The sequence below is a fragment of the Brevibacillus brevis genome, assembly GCF_022026395.1.
In the GTDB taxonomy this organism is placed as follows: domain Bacteria; phylum Bacillota; class Bacilli; order Brevibacillales; family Brevibacillaceae; genus Brevibacillus.
In genome coordinates, this window is record NZ_CP041767.1 from 1,453,162 (window position 1) to 1,472,647 (window position 19,486).

The following is a 19,486-nucleotide window of genomic DNA, read 5'->3' on the forward strand; positions in this document are numbered from 1 at the left end:
GGAATATGAGGGACACTGTAGACAAGTATTGTCAGTATTGGAGTTGATTCTGATATGCGTTGTCCATTTTGCGAATATAATGGGACTAGAGTCCTGGATTCACGTCCTTTCAATCATAATAAATCCATTCGTCGTCGCCGCGAGTGCGAAGCCTGCGAACGCCGGTTTACTACCTTTGAAATGGTAGAAGAAACACCTTTGTTAATTGTGAAAAAGGACGGAACACGCGAGGAATTCAGTCGAGACAAGATATTGCGCGGGTTGGTGCGCGCTTGCGAAAAGCGTCCGGTACCGTTGGAAGTGCTTGAAAATGTAGTGAACGATATTGAAAAAGAATTGCGCAGCTGTGGACAGGCAGAGATCCCGAGCAATGACGTTGGGGAGAAGGTCATGGAGCGTTTATACCATGTCGATGAGGTTGCCTATGTGCGTTTCGCCTCCGTATACCGCCAATTCAAAGATATCAATGTATTTATGAAAGAGCTGGAGGAGCTATTGGCTCAAGCGCGAAACAGCTCGTTTCCAAAAGAATAGATAAGCTTTTTCTGCCAGACTGGCAACTTCTCTCTCGCTCTTGCGGCCGATCCGCCAGGGCTTCTTTGGTTTTCCAACTCATTTTTCCGTGAATGAATGGGTAGTCATGCTATAATAAAAGAATCGAATTTTGTCAGGAAGGAAAGATCTGATGCGTCGTTTAGTTTGGAACGAGTTGTTGCCGAAGGATCGTTATCTGGTGCGGATGGCAAGACCGATTGGCTTTGCCGAAATGGGCTTTGTTACGCAGCTATACTTGCCGATCATCGGTGTCGAATCGTACGCTCTCTATCAACTGCTCGTCCATGGCGTGCAGGAGGTGAGCGGAGCCTCCTCGGAGGGGACCCATCGCAGTTTGATGCTGACGACTTCGCTTTCTCTGGATCGGCTATTGGATGCGCGTGAACGTCTGGAGGCAATCGGGCTAGTCGAGGTACGCCGCAGGGAAAATCAGCAGCGTGACTATTATTACGAGTATTTGATCAAACCGCCGCTTAGTCCGGCTGAGTTTTTTGCAGATTATGTCCTGTCGCTGATGTTGTTAAATAAAATCGAAAACGTTCGCTATTCGCAACTGCGCCAGCATTATGCAGATACGCTTGGCAGTCAGTTGGATCAAGAATACTCTATTGTGGAAAACGTCACGAAAGACTTCCATGATGTGTTCCAGTCATTGAAACCATCGGAGCTGGAAGTGAAAAAAGGTTCGGAGCGGGATCAGTTTTTAACCGAGATGGACACCAACTTCCCGCAAGCGCCGATGAAATCTGGCTACGAGGCACAAGTCAACCATTCGCTGAGTGTGTCGTCCTTGCGCCTGTACTTGCCGGATAATGCCGACTCGGTCAAAGTATTGGAAGGCAAAAGCATGGAGCTGTTGTTCTCGCTGTGCCACTTCTATCAGCTAGACAGCTGGGGGATGGGGCAGGAGCTGCGTGATTGGACGCTGTACAAATCGGATCGGAGTTTGGACGGAGAAGTTTTGCGCAAGCGTTTGGTTCAACGCTACACAGAAGACAAGCTATACCGGACAGCGCCTGCAACTGACACGGCAGAGGATGGATGGGGACCTGGTCGCTTGCCTGAGCCTGGGAGCGAAGCCTTTATCCGTGCTTGCCGCCAGTTATCTCCGGTGACCCTGTTGGAAAAGGTCGTCGGTGGCAGAATCAGCAAGGTATTTTTGGAACGGGCTGAGACGCTTGTATTTGCGGATGGGATGCAGCCGGAAGTCGTCAATGCGCTGCTGCTTCATACGCTAGCCAGCATGCAAATGGAGCTGCCAAAAGCATACATGGAAACGATCCGCGACAGCTGGAAAGCCAAACGGATCGCAACAGTTGACGAGGCAGTCAAGCAAATCCTCGAACGTGCGGATCAACGGGCACAAACAACCGAGAAGGCAAAAGCGGGCAAGAAGGAAACGGCTCCTGTCAGACGCAACGGTAGAGCTATCTTGCAGGACAAGTTGCCGGCATCTGTCGAGTGGCAGCTATCTCAGGAGAAAACCGCATCGGACGCAGAAAAGAAACAGTCCATTCAGGATTTTCCAGACTTGCAGAAAAGACTGGAAACCTTGCGAAAACGGAAATAAGGAGTGTGAGGGAACGTGGAATCTATCAGTGAGTTTATGCAAGAGCTCGCCAAACGAACACCGCGTCAGCTGCTGACACCGGATCAGCAGTTAGATAAAATGTTCCGTTCGTCAGCGTATTTAAAAGCATTTCAACAAGAGCATCCCGCATTGACCAGAGACGATTACCTTCGCTCGCTCTCCAACATCTATACGGCAGTCAAGGAGCAGTATTGGTGTGAACGTTGTCCGGGTCTTGGCGAATGCCCGAATCTGGTCAAGGGGCATAGCACTCATTTGGAGCTGGCTCATCAGCATATTATCAGCTCGATGACGCCCTGCTCCAAGCAACTGTCGTATGAGGAAGAGATTCGCCGCCGTCGACTGATGCGCAGCTACTACGTTTCCGAAGAGACCTTGAACGCGAGCTTTGAGGGCTTGGTCATTGACTCCGGGAATTTGGCAACCGTAGATGCCGCGATTCAATTCTGTGAAAAAGTCGGAACAGGCGAGCGGGTAAAAGGACTTTATTTGCACGGTCCGTTTGGTGTTGGGAAAAGCTACATCATGGGAGCAATCGGTCGCGAGCTCTCAGAGCGCAATGTCGCTTCCTTGCTGGTGTATGTGCCTGACTTTATCCGGGAGATGAAGGACTCTATCTCGGATCAATCCTATGCGGGCAAGCTGGAGCTGTTAAAAGAAGTACCGGTCCTAATCCTCGATGATATCGGCGCGGAGAACCTGACGCCATGGGTTCGGGACGAGATTTTGGGGGTTATACTGAATCAGCGGGCAAACAACCATTTACCTACGCTGTTTACTTCCAACTACTCGCTTACTGAACTGCAAGAGCATTTGTCTATCTCCAACGGAAATCGGATCGAACAAACAAAAGCGGCTCGCATCATGGAGCGAATCCGCCATTTTGTCGATGTGTATGAAATTTTACGCGAGAACCACCGTTCCTAGCACGTGTGTCCAGATGCGAGAGAGCTCCCAATGCGTGAGGGCGAGTACTTCTCGCGCCTTATGATACGGTCCAAACAGGACGTGTGACGTCGTCCCCACAGGCGAGGCGACAATTCCCAGTGAATCAGCCATGATCATGGCACGGGCCAAGTGGTAGTCGTGGCTGATGATCAGGGCGTCTTGAATATGATGTTCCTCCAAGACCTGCTGGCCGTACAGCAGGTTTTCGTATGTGCTGGTAGACTTGCTTTCCAGCAAAATGTCTTCTTCGGGAATTCCCTTGGCCACCAAGTAATTTTTGCTTACCGCAGCTTCCGTGATCGTTTTGCCTTCACCAAGGCCGCCTGTGACCAGCAGCTTCGATACAAAACCCTCTTCATATAGGGTCGCCGCCTGCTCCAGACGTTCGCGCAGACCAGGACTAGGTCCCTCACCCCAGACGGCTGCACCAAGGACAATGCCGACGGTTGCGTGTCTGGCGTTGGCTTTCTTAATCATTTGTTCGATACGGTACCAGTTGTAGCCCGACCATAGTAGACCGAGCAGCGTGACAATCCCCAACACGATCCATATCCTGCGCCAGCAAGGACGCTGTGCGTTTATCGTTCGATTTTTCATTTTTCGATATCTCCCTCGTAGTCTCTCTTTATTTAGACGTTTGAAATGAGGTCTAGTTACAAAGTTTGACATATGCCTGACACGAAAAACTAGTAAATTGTTTCTTGCTCTTTGCCGATATAGTAATGGTGGAATGGTTTCGAAGAACAGCAAATTTCATACTTGCGAGGGAGGCTAGCAATGTTCTGGAAAAAAACGATGCTCTTGTTTCTGGCCGTCTTTCTATTAGTGGGGACTGGAAACGCAGGGGTAGGATTGGCTGCCGATGAAATCAGCCGACTCGTTCTGTCCAAGAACGAGGTAACACTGGAAAATGGAGATTCTACTAACCTGACGGCTACCGCTATTTATGTGAGCGGAAAAACGGAAGACGTCACCGTCAAGACAGAATGGACGACACAGGACGCGAATATCGCTACTGTTTATGCCGGACAGATTACAGCCAAATCGGTAGGGAAATCTACCATTACAGCTACTTACATGGGTAAGCCTGTCGTAGTGGGTGTGACTGTAACCAAAAAGGTAAAGGCACTGACAACAGAAGATCAAACGTTGAACGTGAGAATTGGCAGCACGGAAAATGTAAAGCTGACAGCAGTATACAGCGATGGGACAACAGAAGACGTAACGACTAAAGCAGACTGGTCCATCGATAATCCTGCGATTGCGACTGTAGTAAATGGAGCAATCAAAGGTCTGAATTCAGGATCTGGTACAGTGACAGCAAAATTCGGCAGCCAGACGACGACTATCTCTGTCAATGTAGAGATTGCACACAGACTGGAGCCTAGCAAAAACCAGGTTTCACTCTTGCTGAACGGCGAAGAAAAAATCAAGCTCAAAGCCATTTTCCCGGATGGAAGTGTAACGGAAGACGTCTCCGACAAGGCTGAATGGTCTTCAGACAATACCGCAGTAGCCGATGCGCTAAAAGGTACGATCAAGGCTTATGGCGCAGGCACAGCAACCATTACGGCGAAGTATGGAACAAAAACAGCGACGATCAAAGTCGATGTGGATACAACGCAAAAGCTGGAACTCAACAAGCAAAACATTTTCATGAATGTAGGCAAGGAAGAAGACATCGAGCTGAAAGCAACCTATGCCAATAATGGCGGTTCCACAGTAGTGAACGATAAAGCCGAATGGTCCTCAGATCGCGAGGATGTTGCTTACTACAGCAACGGAAAAATCCATGCGGTAAAGTCCGGTGAAGCGGTGATTACTGCGAAATACGGAAACAAATCCGTTCAGGTACGCGTAGATGTAGAAGTACCCCGTTCCTTGTATATCAATCCTGCTTTCTTGACGATGAAAAGCGGGACAACGAAAGATGTGGTTGTAAACGCGTCCTTCGCGAATGGTACAAGTGAAGATGTCACTTCAAAAGTAGAGTGGTCTTCGGATAATGCAGATGTCGTATTTGCAAATGGCAAGACCGTATCCGCCTACAAGGCTGGAACAGCAAATGTAACGGCAAAATACGGCGGAAAAACAGCGACACTCGTTGTCGATGTAGATGTACCGCAAAACTTGACCGCAGATATCACGACAGTAGCAATCCCAGTGGGTGGCGCGAAGCAAGTGACGGTAAAGGCTTCGTATCCAGATGGAAGCTCTGCCGAAGATGTCACACAAAAAGTCGTATGGTCATCGAGTGCACCTAATGTAGCAAGCGTGCGTCAAGGCTTGATCACAGGTGTGTCCACAGGTGCAGCGACCGTAACAGCAACATACGGAACACGCACAGTGAACATTTCCGTATCGGTTGGCGTCATGCAGACATTGACGGTAGACAAGAAAAAGATCGTGCTTGGCAATGGCAAGTCCGAAACCGTCAAGCTGACAGCAGCGTACGCAGATGGAACGACTAAGGATGTAACAGATACAGCGACATGGAGCACTGCTTCTGCTGCTGTTGCAGAAGTAATGAACGGAAAGATCACGGCGACAGGAGCAGGGAAAACGACCGTCACAGGTACCTTTGATGGCAAGTCGGTTTCCATTGCAGTAGAAGTAGACCAAGCGACGAATCTCTCTGTTGATCCTCGCATGCTGATCTTGAACGTCAATGAATCAAAAGACATCAAGCTGAGCGCAACAAACTCCGCTGGCAATTCGGACAATGTGACCAACGATGCAGAATGGTCCTCGTCCTCGCTGAAAGTAGCTGATGTGGTAAACGGCCGTGTAACAGGTCTCTCAAACGGACGTGCGACGATTACCGCGAAATACGGCGGTAAATCGATCAGCATCCCGGTAGAAGTCGGAATCGTGAGCAAGCTCGAAGCAGACAAGCGCTTTGTATCTACGAAGTCAAACAGCAACGTACAAGTAACCTTGACAGCTACCTTCTCCGATGGCCGCACCATGGATGTGACCAATCTGGCTGACTGGAAGACGAGCAACTACAAGGTAGCTGACGTAACCAAAGGCCTCGTATCAGGACGTGCCTTCGGAAAAGCTACGGTTACAGCTAGGTACAACGACAAGAGCGTGTCCATCCCAGTCGATGTTGATACGTTGAAATACTTGAAGACAGATGTCGTTCAGCTCGTGATGAGCAAAGGTGAAACAAAGCAAGTGAAAGCCATCGCGACGTACATGGATGGCTCTGACCAAGATGTATCCAAGCCAGCTCTCTGGACCACTTCTCGCCTGTTGGTAGCCGATGTAAAAGATGGCATCATCAAGGCGACAGGGTCGGGTAAAGCGACGATTTATGTGCAGTATGGTGGGAAGAAGACACCGATTGTGGTGACAGTGAGATAGTGGGTTGATAGGGGAAAGAGGAAAGCCAACCGGGTGGATCGGTTGGCTTTTTTTCTTTGATTTTTATCGAGTTTGTAAAACAAAAAAAGTCACTTTATACAAGTGACTTGTGCGTCCTATATTATGGTGGAGCCAAGGGGGATCGAACCCCTGACCTCTTGACTGCCAGTCAAGCACTCTCCCAGCTGAGCTATGGCCCCATTAATGTTTAAATACTAACATAAGTTGGGTAGATAGTCAATAATAAAATATTTACTAATGGGAATATGGAGTATACTGACCAGTACAAACTCTTTTCGTATAATTGGTAGTATATAATCGCATGTCGGGATAGTGATGCATATGGCAGTCCATAAGAGAGTTGCTTGTGTAGTCAGAATTGACGACGAACGCCGTGTTATATATACCATATTTTTGTTCCCTTTGATACAAAGGAGATAATTAACAAAATGTTCACGGACAAATCTTATATTCCCATGGTAAGGTTATTTCAAATTCGAAAGCATCGGTCATAAGAAGGTCCTTAGGGAGAGATCCCGAGGACCTTCTTTGTCTGTACTTGGAATTTATTCTAAATAACTCAAATGGAGGTGAAGGATTTTTCCAATAATTGTCGAAAATTGTATTTTCCTAAGCTTTTACCATGGAAATATTGAAGGAGAATACATTTATGAAAATTGATTCGGATATATTAGTTATAAGTCGGAGTATATGTAATAATATCGCTAGGTTTGCTGCCACTGAAAGAGGACTATTGTCTCAAAATATTTTATCACAGCTCAGAAACTTCGTTGAATCAATTGCGGTAAAAATATATGGATCCGGAAACGATATTGATCTCACTTATAACTCTATTACGAAAGCTTTAGAACATATAAAAACAAAAGGAAGCTATCGATTTTTAAGTAAATTTCACGAATTACTACAAATTTCGGCCTCACACTATACTCTTGATGAGGGAAAGTCAGAAAGACTCATGTTAAAGTACTACGAGTACTTGCTAAAAATAAAGGTATTTTTAAAAAATACATATAATTTAGATGTACTAGATAATATCGATGCTTTCCCTCTTGACACTGACTCTAATCTATCGGAATACTATGAAAAAATTGCTGCTAGAATAAATCAATCTCAATCAAGTAAAACCAGAAGTTCTTATAACGATAGGTACTATATACAAAAGGTTAAACCGATTTTTGTTAATCATTATATATACTATGAGGTAACTTTCACTGTTGCTAATGATAAGGCTAGCAAATTTGATAGAGTAATAGCGTTTACTAAGCTGGAAATTTCACATAATTATGCTGTCAAACTTTCGGTAAGAAATGAAACCATTGACATAATGGGAAAGATAATGCCTATTCAGATTATTGATGGATGGGAAGTGTCGATACGTCCATGCGAACTTAATAGGTTTGCTCAAATAGTTGGGGAGCGTCGTATTAATGGTGGATCGACAGAATATCGTGAATTAATGCGATTCTTGACGGAAACGGGTATGAGTTTAGTTGACTTGATAGATTCTTCTGATGACTACTTCTTATATGTAAAAAATCAAATATTTAGAAGTGTAACGGATTTTCGTTTTTTTGATGCTTTAGAGAAAAGTCGTGAACTGACATTAGGTAATCGTCCTGGCAGTAATGTAATTAGATATTTGCTTCATAAATTAAATAATAAAGTTTTAAAGCAGCAGCATTGGAACCAGCCTTGTAAGAATTTATCATATTTGCATTTGAGCTATGGTTGTATTCCGTTTGATGAAATGCCGTTCAATACATCGCTGAGAAATCACAATCCAAAAATCTTAGATTTGTTTGAGTGTATAAAACCTTCAGGTCGAGAACATGAACTCCTTGCAAGGTTAATTAAAAACAACACTGAAAGGAATGGAGTATTGTTCACTCCTAAAAAAGATATTGAAGGATTTGATAATATTGACGCTCTTTTGCAGAAGTATAATAACGCTCTATATTACAAACATGCTCATCGAAGATTGGAAAACTATAAAGACCACATTTATATCAATGGTTACGCTGAAGATAGCGTTGAAATTATTAGAAAGCTTAGGGAAATATCATCATCTGGTATTAATAACTACTTAAATTCAGTTGAATTCTGGTTACAGTCATCTGCTTATAATATAGATTGTGATGAGAAGAAGTCCGCATTGAAGCAAATGTTTGTAAACTCCCGTGTAGCTTTGATTTATGGTTCTGCGGGAACAGGTAAATCTACATTGATTAACCATGTATCGAATTTCTTCAATGACAGGAAAAAAATATATTTGGCTAACACAAATCCAGCAGTAGATAATCTTAGACGTAAAGTAACTGCTGCAAATTGCTCGTTTAAGACTATTCGAAAGTTTCTATCAACAAAACATACTGATGCTACATGTGATTTGTTGATCATTGATGAATGTAGTACAGTCAGCAATACAGACATGAAGGAAATTCTTGAAAAAGCATCATACAAATTATTGATTTTAGTCGGAGACATTCACCAAATTGAATCAATTGTATTTGGAAATTGGTTTAGTATTGCAAAATCATTCATATCTGCAAAATCTGTCTTTGAATTAACAAAGCCATACCGTACTACAAATCTAGGTCTGCTAAATGTTTGGAACAGAGTACGGAATATAGATATGGCAATTTTAGAGCCATTAGTAAAAAATAATTATTCTGTGGCTTTGGATGAGTCAATATTTGACAATTCTGAAGAGGATCAAATTATTCTCTGTTTAAATTACGATGGTCTATACGGTATAAATAATATAAATAGATTTCTACAGGGTAATAACACAAGTCCTTCTATACAGTGGGGGATCAATACTTATAAAGTTAATGACCCTATTCTATTTAATGAATCAGAACGATTTGCACCCCTGATTTATAATAATTTGAAAGGGAAAATTACTGCCATAGATGTCTATGAGGATAAAATTCAATTTGAAATTGAGATCGACAAGGTAATTAACGAATTAGATGCTGAAAACTACGATTTTCAGTTTATCGGCACTTCCCAAAGTGGAAATTCTATCATTAGATTTTTCGTTAATAAATTTAGGAGCACTGATGAGGAAGATGATGATCTGACATCAGAAGCAGTCATTCCATTTCAAGTTGCATATGCTGTTTCTATTCATAAGGCACAGGGCTTGGAGTATAACTCTGTAAAAATTGTTATTACAAATGAGATCGAAGAACTCATTACTCATAACATTTTCTACACATCAATCACGCGCGCAAAAGAGAATCTGAAGATTTATTGGACACCTGAAACAGAGCATATTGTATTAAGTAGCTTAGAATTAAAAAATGGGAAAAAAGATGTTGCGCTATTAACATCAAAATTTAGTTTGTAGGTGTTATAGTGTTAATTATTTTGACTGCAGTGAACGAAGGACGGTCAAACTGTAGCGGGCTTCCAGATTGAAATCCACCCGGTCTATATACGGGATATGAAGGAGATCTTCTAACTGTCCTTGTCTTAGGGGCGATAAAAATATTATGAAAAAACCGTCCTCTACTGGTCACTTAATTTCCAGTATTGACGGCTAATAGCATTTTACAGCGAAGAAGCAAAAAATGCATATAAAGAATAGTCATCAAACGCCTTAATACAATTAGATTGGCGAATTTCAGCCGTCAAAGGTAATGACATCCCCCGCGTATGTAAGGATGAAAACATTGCCGTACAACTGCCGCAAAAATTCGTGAGAAGGTCTAGTAAAGAAAAATAATACTAAGATAACTGACTGTAAGATGATTGATACTATGCGATATTAAGCGACTATAACAGATGCCGCGGGAATGAGGTTGCTTCCCGCATACAAAGCATATTTTGGTCACACTTTCCGTTTTTGAGCGTCTTGGAAACCTCGAGCGAAAATAAAACTAACCGCTTGAAATCCTTGTCTTACAAGGTTTTTACAGTTTTTTTCTTATCTCTCACCCCCTATCCTCCACCATATTGATTAGATAAAATCAGCAGAAATACCGTTTTTTTCTACTATTCTAATAAGGGTTGATACACTGTGGCGCGTTGAGGACGAGATTCATGCCAACGATCCCCCCGTGGAGAAAAGTAAATACCAGAAGCTCCACAATGGAATTTAAATCATATGATATTGACAAAAGCCTGCCGATTGGTAGGCTTTTGTCAATATCAGTGCGCCAGGATGGGCTCCCAATACGAGGGTGAGGCGAAATCTGGATACTCTTACTCGATTCAAAGTATACAAACTCTATTTGAGGCTAGGTTATCTTGTCGATGTCTTAAAGTCCCGGAGACCAGTCTTTTTAATCTTCTTTGTGGTAATCGTTCAAAACATACCTCTCATTAGTTGATAAAAAAAGAAATGCTGAACGCTTGTGATCGGCACTTTCATGATAGATTTCTCATGAGAATTACCTATTATGAATAGGTTTCAGGAAAATAATATGGAAACATTATACTTGTGAGTCCTATTCTCTTTTGGTTATAAGGTCCTGTGTTGAAATGAAGCTAAACGTCATTTTACTTTTCTAATGCAATAAAATTAGGTCTAAAGAATGTGAAATGGCGAATTTTGGAGTTTTTTGTCTCCCTAATTGTGGTATAATTGGCAAATGTAATTATTGGATAGTTGACTATTTTGTTTATAGATTGATTAATTTTCTCTTTATGTATTTACAAAACGGTCATGATCGTTTTACTGAATGTAAGCGGTCATATCCTGTTTTATGGAAAGCGTCGAGACGTTTTTCACAGAAAAAACGTAGGGGGTTACTTTTATGGAGTACAAGTTAAGGGTAGCAGGCACTGCAATTGGAGAACTTTCAGAGAAAATTCCTTCAAATATTATTGCTTTAAATGAACTTATCAAAAATGCCTATGATGCGGGAGCTCGAAATGTACATATAACATTAGATACTCAAAAACAACTAATGACCATAATAGACGATGGTTCTGGTATGGATGAAAAAGAAATATCTACTTTGCTTCAAGTTTCTAAGAGCAATAAAAAATATGGTTCCATGGCAAATAACCGTTATGTACAGGGATCGAAAGGACTAGGTTTTTTATCCGTTTTTAAATTTGGAGATATCGTTACATGGAGAACAACTAAAGATAAAGAGAGGTATTTTGAAATTGATTACAATGAAATGCTTAAAATGGAAGATGTATCTGATTATAAGGTTTTTATAAATGAATCAACGACTAAAGATTTAAAAAGTGGAACTTCAATAGAAATACAACTAAGAAGAAGTTATGGAGTAGACCAATTAAGAGAATTTCTTCTTAATCAAGTGAATCGCGATAAGATACTAAATTCGTTCATCGATAGTTCATTTAATATCATCCTAGAAATCGAAGGGAAAGTCTATCAAACACAGACAGAACTATCCCTATCAAAATATTATGAGGATAAACAATTATTTTATGTTACTTATGAATCTAATTCTCATCAAATAGTAGTTCAGTATTTAAATCATCCCAAATATGGTTTTCAGGATATTTCCCCTGTTACGATTCCAGTAACTAAAATTGATAAGCCTAAAAAGTTTTATCTTGAGGTAGAATTAATGCTTTATGATTTTACTGGAGGAAAAAAGAAAAATCACATAGATAAACTATTTATAGACCCTACGAATAGTCTAACTGAGAAGCTTATTCCGTTAATTTATGTTAATAAAAATTTATTTAATAACTATACGTTGTTTGATCCTGAAATATCAAGATATAAGAAATCTAATGAGAGCCTTACCCAAATGATTGGCCGTATTCAAATTATTAGTGATGATGAGGAGTTAGAATTTAATTCAGATAGAACACAACTTCAAGAAAACGAATTAACCAATACCATAAAGGATACTCTTGCTAATATAAATTTATTTATTCAACGCAAAAGCTCCGAAATTAAAAATGAATTCAAAAGAAAAAACGAAAGATATCAACCATATCGTCCTAAAGTGAACGGAGGAGCTATATTTTTTGATGAAGTATCAAAAGTGGCTGAAAGTGAGAAAGAAGTAGAGCCTGAAACTCCTGTTTCAATTCAGGAGGCGATCCTAAAGCTGAAAAAAATTGAAACTTCTTTGTTCATCCCTACGGATCCCATTGATTTGAAGGGGTATTTAGAAAAAGTTGAAGATACTCAAGGGAACTCTGTAGACCAAAGTTTGATTTCTTATGAAATAAATGGTTCACCAATTGTAAATGGGATGCTTACTTCATTAAAACCAGGAGAAAATATAATTACTTATTCCTTTGAAGATCCTGTAAACGGAAAAGTAGCAAGAAATTTAACGTTGCATGCAATTGAAAAAGTCACTCCGTTAGTAACTCAAAAACCCGATAGAATACTGATTCCAAATGAAGCTAAGCAGGGATATAAAATTAAGTATAAGCTGACTCAAATTACAGAATTAGTTGACCAACTTAATAAATTATATAAAGTTACCAGGGTGTCATATATTGAAGTGATTGCTTGTTCTCTTCGCTCAATCTTTGAATTATCAATATATGAATTGGAGATGTCAGGTAGGATAGAGTTTAAATTTGTTAATAAATCTAGTGACCGTTTGCTTGATAAAGTGCAAACATTAATTAGAAGCATCAGCGGGAACAACATGTTATTAAGTGAGGTATATAGTGGACTAGGTCTTCCTAGCTATAAGGATTTTAAAAACAGTTTGGATGCAAGGGATTATGGAAGTACAATAAAAAAATGTCATCTGGGGGCACATAAATCAACAAAATCATTATCTGAGAGGAATTTGGAAGAGATAGGGAGAGACGCAGCATTGTTTCTTGTGATTATTAATGAAATCCTCAATAATCCTAAGATTGATTGGGCTAAATTGGGAAATCCTTGGGTGCTTGAAATATAATTACTCCCTAAATTGAGGTGTGATGGAATGCGTAATATTGCCTTTAAAGAATATAGAAAAAAAAGTGATATACATGGAACTGTTTTATACCCTGCTGTGATGGTGGCTCCAGTACAGAAAAATATTTTATCAGATTTAATTAATAAGCAGATAACCATGAAAATCTTTGATCCCTTTCATGGATCGGGAACCTCGTTATACGAAGCGATGGAAATTTCGAATAATGTGCATTTAGTAGGATGCGACATTAACCCTCTTGCGAATTTAATTACTCTAGTTAAACTACAAGGTGTTTCCAAAGATATATTAAGCGATATTGAAGAAGTGAAAAGACTACTGGTTAATTCATCATGTACCGTGAATCATAGCTTTCATAACATAGAAAAGTGGTTTAGAAAGGACATCATACACTCTCTTTCACATGTGAGAGCTTGTATTATTCAAATTAATAATAAACAAAATCGTTTGTATTTTTGGTGCATGCTCTGTGATATCGTTCGAAAATACAGTAACTCTAGAAGCTCAACATATAAGCTCCACACAAAAAAAGTAGATGATATCAATAAGATGGAAAATAATGTTGTTGGTGACTTTGTTAAGTCAATTGAATCAAATTGGGTGAAGTTCCAAAAAAATTTCAATAATTTCACTTTATATAAGGAAAACACACTTTCAATAGTCAAAGAATTTCCTGCAAATGAATTTGACATTTGTATTACCTCACCGCCATATGGTGAAAATAGTACAACAGTACCCTATGGGCAGTTCTCAACACTTCCATTATTTTGGATAAATAATAATGATTTAGAGATGGAGGGCTGGGAATTAGATAACTTTTCTATAATTGATTCTAAAAGCATGGGTGGCGGGTTTTCACAAGGGAAAGAAGGAAAAGTTAGTAACGATTTACTTACACCTTACTTAAATTCAATTTCAATACTTAAGCAAAAGAAGGTATTGCGATTCTTTAGTGACTACTTTTTCTTTTTGGATGAGATGTGTAGGGTAACAAAAACGTATATAATTATGACTCTTGGGAATAGAACAGTAGATGGTGTGAAAATTGATTTGACTGATATTACAGTTCGATATTTAGTTAAGAAGGGATTTTTACAAAAAGAGGTAATGGAAAGAGAAATTGTTTCAAAACGCATTCCTAGAAAAGTATCGAGGGTACATAGCAAGCCAGTATCATCAATGAACAAAGAATATGTCATTGTCATGCAGAAAGGTGACTCCTCTAACCATTAATATTAAGAGTTTGTAGAATTATTGGTCACTCTTGTTCTTTTTGGGAATTACTGTTTATTTGATCTTAAATATAGAACTCAAAAAGCCTTGTCCAGCAAGGCTTTCCTTCGCGGCTGTTTCCTTAATACTTGAGCTTTTCACTGGCATTGTAGTAGTCTCGGGGTTCGGTCCAGCAATGCTCCACCATATAATAACAACAGAAACGGCAGAGATGCCGTTTTTTCTTTTTGTATAAGAAATCCCCCAGTTTGACGGAGGTTTCGGTTATCTTATGGCATTGGGTATCCATCTCTGGAACTCTAATATATCCCGCTTCGTTCCTCAATATTCTTTTCCCAAAAACTCACAAATTCATCAACCCCCGAAACGCTTTCATCCTCCCCCTACTAACAGGAATATCCATCTCACTATCATCATTCATCTTAATCAAATACGTATTATTAAACCACGGAATAATCTCTTTAATATACTTCACATTCAAAATATAATTCCGATGACTTCGAAAGAAAGAACGGGACCGATTCAAAATCTCCTCCAGCTCATTTAAGGACAAATCACACTTGTCGATACTCTCTTTTGTCGCCACATATAAATCTTTCTCCCGCACAAACGCAAAGTAAATCTGCCCTACAGGGATCGGGATGATCTTGTTGCTCTTCCGGATGCAGACATGCTCTTCCATCAGGGGAACTGTCGCGGTGCGGTCATTCATAGCCGCTCGCTTCCTCAGTGTCCTCACTTTTAGGATCACATCGTCCAATTTCGATTCCATGATCGGTTTGGTCAAATAGCCCACTGCCAGCGTGGAAAAAGCCTCCAGAGCATGTTCATGATAGGCAGTCGAAAAAACGATCAAGGGGGGATTGGACATCTGATTCAATGTTTTGGCAAATTCAAGACCATTCATTCCGGGCATCTGAATATCGAGCATGAGCAAATCAGGCTCGGAATTGATGATATGAGGCAATGCTTCCAAGGGATTGGTATAAATTGCGTCCACCTGGATATCGATATATTTTTTCAGCAAATATTCCAATTCGGAACAAATGGCTGGCTCGTCATCGATGATGATCGTTTTCAGGAGCATCTGGATGCACTTCCTTTTCAAATGCGGTTAACGGAGCGACAAAGGATACGATTGTTCCCAAACCAGGCTTGCTTTGAATCGTGAGGCCATATTTTTTGCCATAAATGGATTGCAGCCGTGAATGGACATTGACAAGGCCGATGCCTTTCGATTGGCTGTTCCAGATTTCGGCCAAACGCTCTTCACTGATTCCAACTCCATTGTCTTCAATGCTGATTTTCACTTCTTGGCCAAACGGTTCCACTCGAATCGTGAGCAGACAATCGCTAACTTTTGGGGAAAGTCCATGGTGAATGGCATTTTCCACGATTGGCTGCAAAGTCAGGACAGGCAATTTGCACTCCAGCAGGGTTTCGTCGATCTCCATGTTTACCTTTAAACGGTTGCTAAATCTGACCTTCTCGATTTCCAAATACGACTTGATTCCGTCCAGCTCTTCCTGCAAGCTGTGATGATTTCCCTTGCTTTTCAAATTGCGCCTGAAGATGTCACTTAAATGACCGATCAAGTTTCTCGCCTGATCAGGGTCTGTACGACAATAAGACATAATTGTCCCCAAGGTGTTGAACAGAAAATGCGGGTTGATTTGTGCTTGCAGGGCGCTTACTTCAGCCTGCTTCCGCATTTTCGCTTGATGCTCAATCTCCGCGAGCTCAATTTGGACCGACAGCAGCTTGGCCAGGCCGTCCACCAACTTCTCGTTAGTCTGGGACGTCTTGGAGGAAGAGGTTTTATAGTAGAATTGCAACGTCCCGATTTTCTGGTTTTGATGATACAACGACGCGGCGCTGATCGATTTTAGGCGAGGCGGACGCGGAAGAGCAAAATCTTTGTCGCACCATTCCCCTGTAGGGTGGGTCAAAACAGCTTCCGCTACCTGTGCGCACAGCGTCTCTTTTTGCACATGATTCTCCAGTTCATGGCCTTTTGCACTGAGCAGCTTTTCACAGTCGGTAATGGCGACTGCATCCACTCTGGCCATTTCACGGATCAGCTCAGCGGTTTTTTTCGCAGAATATTCATTAAGCCCCGTCCGCAGATGAGGCAACGTCTGACTTGCAATCGACAAGGCAAGGTTTGCCCCAAGTGCGCCGGACTGGTCTTGCATCATTTTGAGATTTTGGAAAACGCGCGTGAAAAGCAACAGTCCTGCAATGGTCATAATCGTGGTCGGGATCGCGATTTTTACTTCCAGTTCGAGTGCCGCTGAAAAAGGCTTGGCCATGAGAAGCACCATAACTTTTTGAATGAGCTCGGCTGTAACGCCAATCAGTACGATATGCTGCCATTTCAGACGCAGCATATTCATTTTCGTGCTGACGATCCCGGCCAAATAGCCGTTCATTACGGTCGAGATGGCACAGGCGAATGCGGTAAATCCACCGATCGAATAGCGATGAATACCTCCGATAAGGCCGGCCAAAAAACCGACGACTGGCCCTCCGATCAACCCGCCCGCGACGGCACCCACAATGCGCGTATTGGCGAGTGCGTCATTGACCCGTAGCCCATTCTCCGTTCCGATTACCGACAGGAACCCGAACAGGGTGGAGAGGATCATGATCCGCATCCAGTTGTTTTTTCCGTACATGATGTTCCGAAAGTAATCGAGTTGGCCGATGATAAGGGCGATGACTGCAATTACAGAGATGTTTTCAAGCAGTCCCAGAAGCATAGTGATTGTCATAACAGCCGCCTCCCTATGGAAAAGGGTAGCCCGAACTGGTCGAAAAATCAATGTAACTCAACTGGGTTTTTCGGCAGCTCGGATGCCGTTTTTGCACATCTGGAAGTATTCAATAGATTCTAGCAAAACAAACAACTTAAAATAAAAACAGTTCTTCGAGAATCCATCCGGATGAATATGTAAACCCTTTCAAAGCATGGTTTCATTTGTAAGCGGTTAAACGATGCCAATTTCGAATGGATTCGGGTCAAACATAAGGAGGGGGCAGCAATGAAGCCAACGAGTGATCGTGAAAATACTCGGCGAATCACAAGCAACATCTTTAAAGGTTCACTGGGGAACCTGATTGAATGGTACGACTGGTATGTCTATGCAGCTTTTGCGGTGTACTTCTCGTCTCAGTTTTTTCCAAAAGGCGACGCTACTAGCCAGTTATTGAATACTGCCGCTGTTTTTGCTATTGGATTTTTAATGAGACCGATTGGGAGCTTGCTCCTGGGCCGATACGCTGACCGTCACGGACGCCGTGCTGCGTTGACGCTGTCTGTTACTATCATGGCAGGTGGTTCTCTGGTGATTGCCGTAACACCAAACCATGAAACCATCGGCGTGTTTGCGCCTATTATTCTCGTTCTTGCCCGCCTGCTCCAAGGTCTTTCGCTTGGCGGGGAATACGGAACATCTGCCACGTACTTGTCCGAGATGGCTTCGAGTGGTCGCCGAGGGTTCTATTCTAGCTTCCAGTACGTCACGCTGATCAGTGGACAATTGCTGGCACTAGGTGTGCAAATTATCTTGCAGCAAATACTCCCGGAAGAAGCGATGATGGCATGGGGCTGGCGAATTCCGTTCATCATCGGAGCGTTTGGCGCAGTAGCCGTGTTGTGGTTGCGCCGCAGTATGGACGAATCAGAGCAGTATACCAAAATGGAGTCGAAAAACAAGGAAAAGGCGGGTACGCTTCGAGAGCTGATGAAGCATCCGAAGGCGGTATTGGCAGTCGTTGGTCTTACGCTCGGGGGAACCATTGCCTTTAACACCTACACGACCTATTTGCAAAAATTCATGGTGATTACGGTAGGACTGCCGAAAGATATCGTTAGCTGGATTAACTTTACCGCATTGCTCGTATTTGTCGTCTTGCAGCCGCTTGCTGGTATGCTGTCCGACCGAATTGGACGGCGCCCGCTGTTGATTGGTTTCGGTATTCTTGGAACATTGTGGACCGTACCGATGTTTATGCTCCTGGAACAAACGACTAGCCCATATGCCGCTTTCTTGCTGATGCTGTCTGGACTTATCATTGTTACCGGTTATACGTCCATCAATGCGATCGTGAAAGCCGAGATGTTTCCAACCGCTATTCGCGCTCTGGGTGTAGGCTTTCCATACGGGGTGACCGTTGCGATCTTTGGGGGAACAGCGGAGTTCATCGCGCTATGGTTCAAAAGCATCGGGAACGAATCTCTCTTCTATTACTATGTAGCGGCTTGTATTGCCATAAGCCTCCTCGTTTACTGGCGTATGGACGAGTCTTCGAAAAACTCCAAGATCGAAGCAGAGTTGAACGCTGCAAAGGACTAGATGGAAGAATAGAGGAGCATGGAAGAATAGAGGAGCAACGAAAAACGGCAGAGATGCCGTTTTTTGCATTACCGAACTGTAAAAGATTGCATTTCAAAACTCCAGGACATTGCGGATATGTCTGGCATCAGCATCGGGCTTTTGTATCGGCAATTCACAGCGACATGACGACAGGCAAAGAGTTTGCGAATTTGCTGATATTGATGGCTCAATCGTTTCTAGCGGGGGGAGGAACAAGCGAAAAACAAACCGAGGTAGCTCGCCTTAGCGACAAGTTGTTTCACGCCAGAGCCCAGCTTGTCAAAAAAGGTCAGGCGCTCGGCGAATTCCGATCAGGGGACCCAGATGAAATGGTCGTATTTTTCTATTCGACACTACACGGGTTAGCTATGATGAAAATGATGCGAAAAAACCACTTCACGATGCCTTCATCCTCTATCCTCACTTCTTTTCTATACAAGGAAGGAGAATAACCGTACATGTTTACAGTGATCGGGGCGGATCAAGTAGAATTCGATGCAAGAGAGCAA

12 protein-coding genes and 1 tRNA gene are annotated in these 19,486 nt (G+C 42.2%); 9 read left to right on the forward strand and 4 right to left on the reverse strand.

Annotated features, from left to right (window positions below; all coding sequences use genetic code 11):
- Positions 1–54: 54 nt before the first annotated feature.
- The 3 genes from nrdR (at position 55) to dnaI (ending at position 3,073) form a co-directional block, all read left to right on the forward strand.
- Complete coding sequence (gene nrdR, locus FO446_RS07370) at positions 55–534, forward strand: transcriptional regulator NrdR (RefSeq protein WP_012685137.1); 480 nt, start codon at positions 55–57, stop codon at positions 532–534.
- Positions 535–685: 151 nt separating this feature from the next.
- On the forward strand, positions 686–2,125 hold the full coding sequence (locus FO446_RS07375; protein WP_237900241.1) for a replication initiation and membrane attachment family protein: 1,440 nt from the start codon (positions 686–688) through the stop codon (positions 2,123–2,125).
- Between the two features lie 15 nt (positions 2,126–2,140).
- A complete protein-coding gene (dnaI, locus tag FO446_RS07380) occupies positions 2,141–3,073 on the forward strand; it encodes a primosomal protein DnaI (RefSeq protein WP_173608851.1) in 933 nt (310 codons plus the stop codon).
- On the opposite strand, the gene FO446_RS07385 is transcribed toward dnaI, so the two are convergent.
- Positions 3,050–3,691, reverse strand: coding sequence for a YdcF family protein (locus FO446_RS07385; protein WP_237900243.1), 642 nt, complete (start codon positions 3,689–3,691; stop codon positions 3,050–3,052). The two genes, dnaI and FO446_RS07385, sit on opposite strands and share 24 nt — an antisense overlap.
- A 180-nt stretch (positions 3,692–3,871) precedes the next feature.
- On the opposite strand from FO446_RS07385, the gene FO446_RS07390 reads away from it, so the two are divergent.
- Positions 3,872–6,463, forward strand: coding sequence for an Ig-like domain-containing protein (locus FO446_RS07390; protein WP_237900245.1), 2,592 nt, complete (start codon positions 3,872–3,874; stop codon positions 6,461–6,463).
- 124 nt (positions 6,464–6,587) lie between these two features.
- Here FO446_RS07390 and FO446_RS07395 read toward each other — a convergent pair.
- Positions 6,588–6,663 (reverse strand) — tRNA-Ala (locus tag FO446_RS07395).
- A gap of 470 nt (positions 6,664–7,133) precedes the next feature.
- On the opposite strand from FO446_RS07395, the gene FO446_RS07400 reads away from it, so the two are divergent.
- From FO446_RS07400 to FO446_RS07410, 3 genes are all read left to right on the forward strand, one after another.
- Positions 7,134–9,836 (forward strand): ATP-dependent DNA helicase, encoded by a 2,703-nt coding sequence (locus FO446_RS07400; RefSeq protein WP_237900248.1) that lies wholly within the window; start codon positions 7,134–7,136, stop codon positions 9,834–9,836.
- 1,411 nt (positions 9,837–11,247) lie between these two features.
- Entirely contained in the window at positions 11,248–13,347 is a 2,100-nt protein-coding gene (locus tag FO446_RS07405) for an ATP-binding protein (RefSeq protein ID WP_237900250.1), read from the forward strand.
- Between the two features lie 27 nt (positions 13,348–13,374).
- Entirely contained in the window at positions 13,375–14,598 is a 1,224-nt protein-coding gene (locus FO446_RS07410; RefSeq protein ID WP_237900251.1) for a modification methylase, read from the forward strand.
- Positions 14,599–14,941: 343 nt separating this feature from the next.
- Here FO446_RS07410 and FO446_RS07415 read toward each other — a convergent pair whose 3' ends face one another.
- Both FO446_RS07415 and FO446_RS07420 read right to left on the reverse strand, forming a co-directional pair.
- Complete coding sequence (locus FO446_RS07415; protein WP_237900253.1) at positions 14,942–15,685, reverse strand: LytR/AlgR family response regulator transcription factor; 744 nt, start codon at positions 15,683–15,685, stop codon at positions 14,942–14,944.
- Positions 15,657–17,372: a LytS/YhcK type 5TM receptor domain-containing protein gene (locus FO446_RS07420; RefSeq protein WP_237900255.1), complete on the reverse strand. Its 1,716-nt coding sequence runs from the start codon at positions 17,370–17,372 to the stop codon at positions 15,657–15,659. Before FO446_RS07420 ends, FO446_RS07415 begins: the two co-directional genes overlap by 29 nt.
- Before the next feature lie 270 nt (positions 17,373–17,642).
- Here FO446_RS07420 and FO446_RS07425 point away from each other — a divergent pair, with 270 nt between their 5' ends.
- Both FO446_RS07425 and FO446_RS07430 read left to right on the forward strand, forming a co-directional pair.
- Positions 17,643–18,956 carry an MFS transporter gene (locus FO446_RS07425; protein WP_237900258.1) on the forward strand — a complete coding sequence of 438 codons (1,314 nt, stop codon included), beginning with the start codon at positions 17,643–17,645 and terminating at the stop codon, positions 18,954–18,956.
- Between the two features lie 164 nt (positions 18,957–19,120).
- A complete protein-coding gene (locus FO446_RS07430; protein WP_237900260.1) occupies positions 19,121–19,429 on the forward strand; it encodes a hypothetical protein in 309 nt (102 codons plus the stop codon).
- Positions 19,430–19,486: the final 57 nt, after the last annotated feature.

Excerpts from the sequence above, each read along its gene's own strand:
- FO446_RS07405 (WP_237900250.1), top strand. The coding sequence starts at position 11,248 with ATGGAGTACAAGTTAAGGGTAGCAGGCACTGCAATTGGAGAACTTTCA.
- FO446_RS07430 (WP_237900260.1), top strand. The coding sequence starts at position 19,121 with ATGACGACAGGCAAAGAGTTTGCGAATTTGCTGATATTGATGGCTCAA.
- FO446_RS07375 (WP_237900241.1), top strand. The coding sequence starts at position 686 with ATGCGTCGTTTAGTTTGGAACGAGTTGTTGCCGAAGGATCGTTATCTG.
- FO446_RS07420 (WP_237900255.1), bottom strand. The coding sequence starts at position 17,372 with ATGACAATCACTATGCTTCTGGGACTGCTTGAAAACATCTCTGTAATT.
- nrdR (WP_012685137.1), top strand. The coding sequence starts at position 55 with ATGCGTTGTCCATTTTGCGAATATAATGGGACTAGAGTCCTGGATTCA.
- FO446_RS07385 (WP_237900243.1), bottom strand. The coding sequence starts at position 3,691 with ATGAAAAATCGAACGATAAACGCACAGCGTCCTTGCTGGCGCAGGATA.
- FO446_RS07425 (WP_237900258.1), top strand. The coding sequence starts at position 17,643 with ATGAAGCCAACGAGTGATCGTGAAAATACTCGGCGAATCACAAGCAAC.
- FO446_RS07410 (WP_237900251.1), top strand. The coding sequence starts at position 13,375 with ATGCGTAATATTGCCTTTAAAGAATATAGAAAAAAAAGTGATATACAT.
- FO446_RS07390 (WP_237900245.1), top strand. The coding sequence starts at position 3,872 with ATGTTCTGGAAAAAAACGATGCTCTTGTTTCTGGCCGTCTTTCTATTA.
- FO446_RS07415 (WP_237900253.1), bottom strand. The coding sequence starts at position 15,685 with ATGCTCCTGAAAACGATCATCATCGATGACGAGCCAGCCATTTGTTCC.
- FO446_RS07400 (WP_237900248.1), top strand. The coding sequence starts at position 7,134 with ATGAAAATTGATTCGGATATATTAGTTATAAGTCGGAGTATATGTAAT.